Source organism: Intrasporangium chromatireducens Q5-1 (assembly GCF_000576575.1).
GTDB classification, from domain to species: domain Bacteria; phylum Actinomycetota; class Actinomycetes; order Actinomycetales; family Dermatophilaceae; genus Intrasporangium_A; species Intrasporangium_A chromatireducens.
In genome coordinates this window covers 1-534 of sequence record NZ_AWQS01000580.1, presented here as the reverse complement: position 1 = coordinate 534, position 534 = coordinate 1, and the positions used below count along the sequence as shown (strand labels likewise).

Sequence of the window (534 nt, the reverse complement as noted above, 5' to 3'; positions counted from 1 at the left end):
ACAGCGTTTCGACATGGGATGTCTGCTTGGCGTGGCCGTGGACCTCGATGATCGTGTCGTCCACGTCGACGAAGGCGTACCCGCCGCCCGCTCCCGCCTCGTCGCCAGCGGGCAATGGTGCCGGGACCGGTGGGGTCAGCCCGGCCATGCGGGCCAGCGCGAGCAGGAACCTGGCGGCGACCGCGTCGAGTTGCCGGACGTGCCCGAAGGTGAACGTGCGCAGGAACGACCCGAGCGTCGACGGGGCGTACGCGCGGGCGAAGATCCGGCCCATCCCGCCGTGGCGCAGCAGGGCCATGTCATCGATGCTGTCGGCGCCGGCGACCATCCCGGCCACGAGCGAGGCGACCTTCAGGCCGGCGTTCGCGCCCTTGTCCGTGGGCACGCTCAGGTGCTCATGGGCCAGTTCCCGCAGGCGCGCCCGGTCCGCCAGGGCCAGGAGCGGGACCAGGCCTGCGGCCGACACGAGATTCGGGTCGTCGAACACCGCGGAGGTGCGGGTGAGGGTGTGAGAGAGTTTCACCTACGAGATGC

At 71.0% G+C, this 534-nt stretch carries 1 pseudogene; it reads right to left on the bottom strand.

Annotation, left to right across the window (positions count from 1 at the left end):
• Positions 1–523 (bottom strand): annotated as a pseudogene (locus N864_RS22980) (IS1380 family transposase); the annotation flags it as partial.
• Positions 524–534 lie beyond the last annotated feature (11 nt).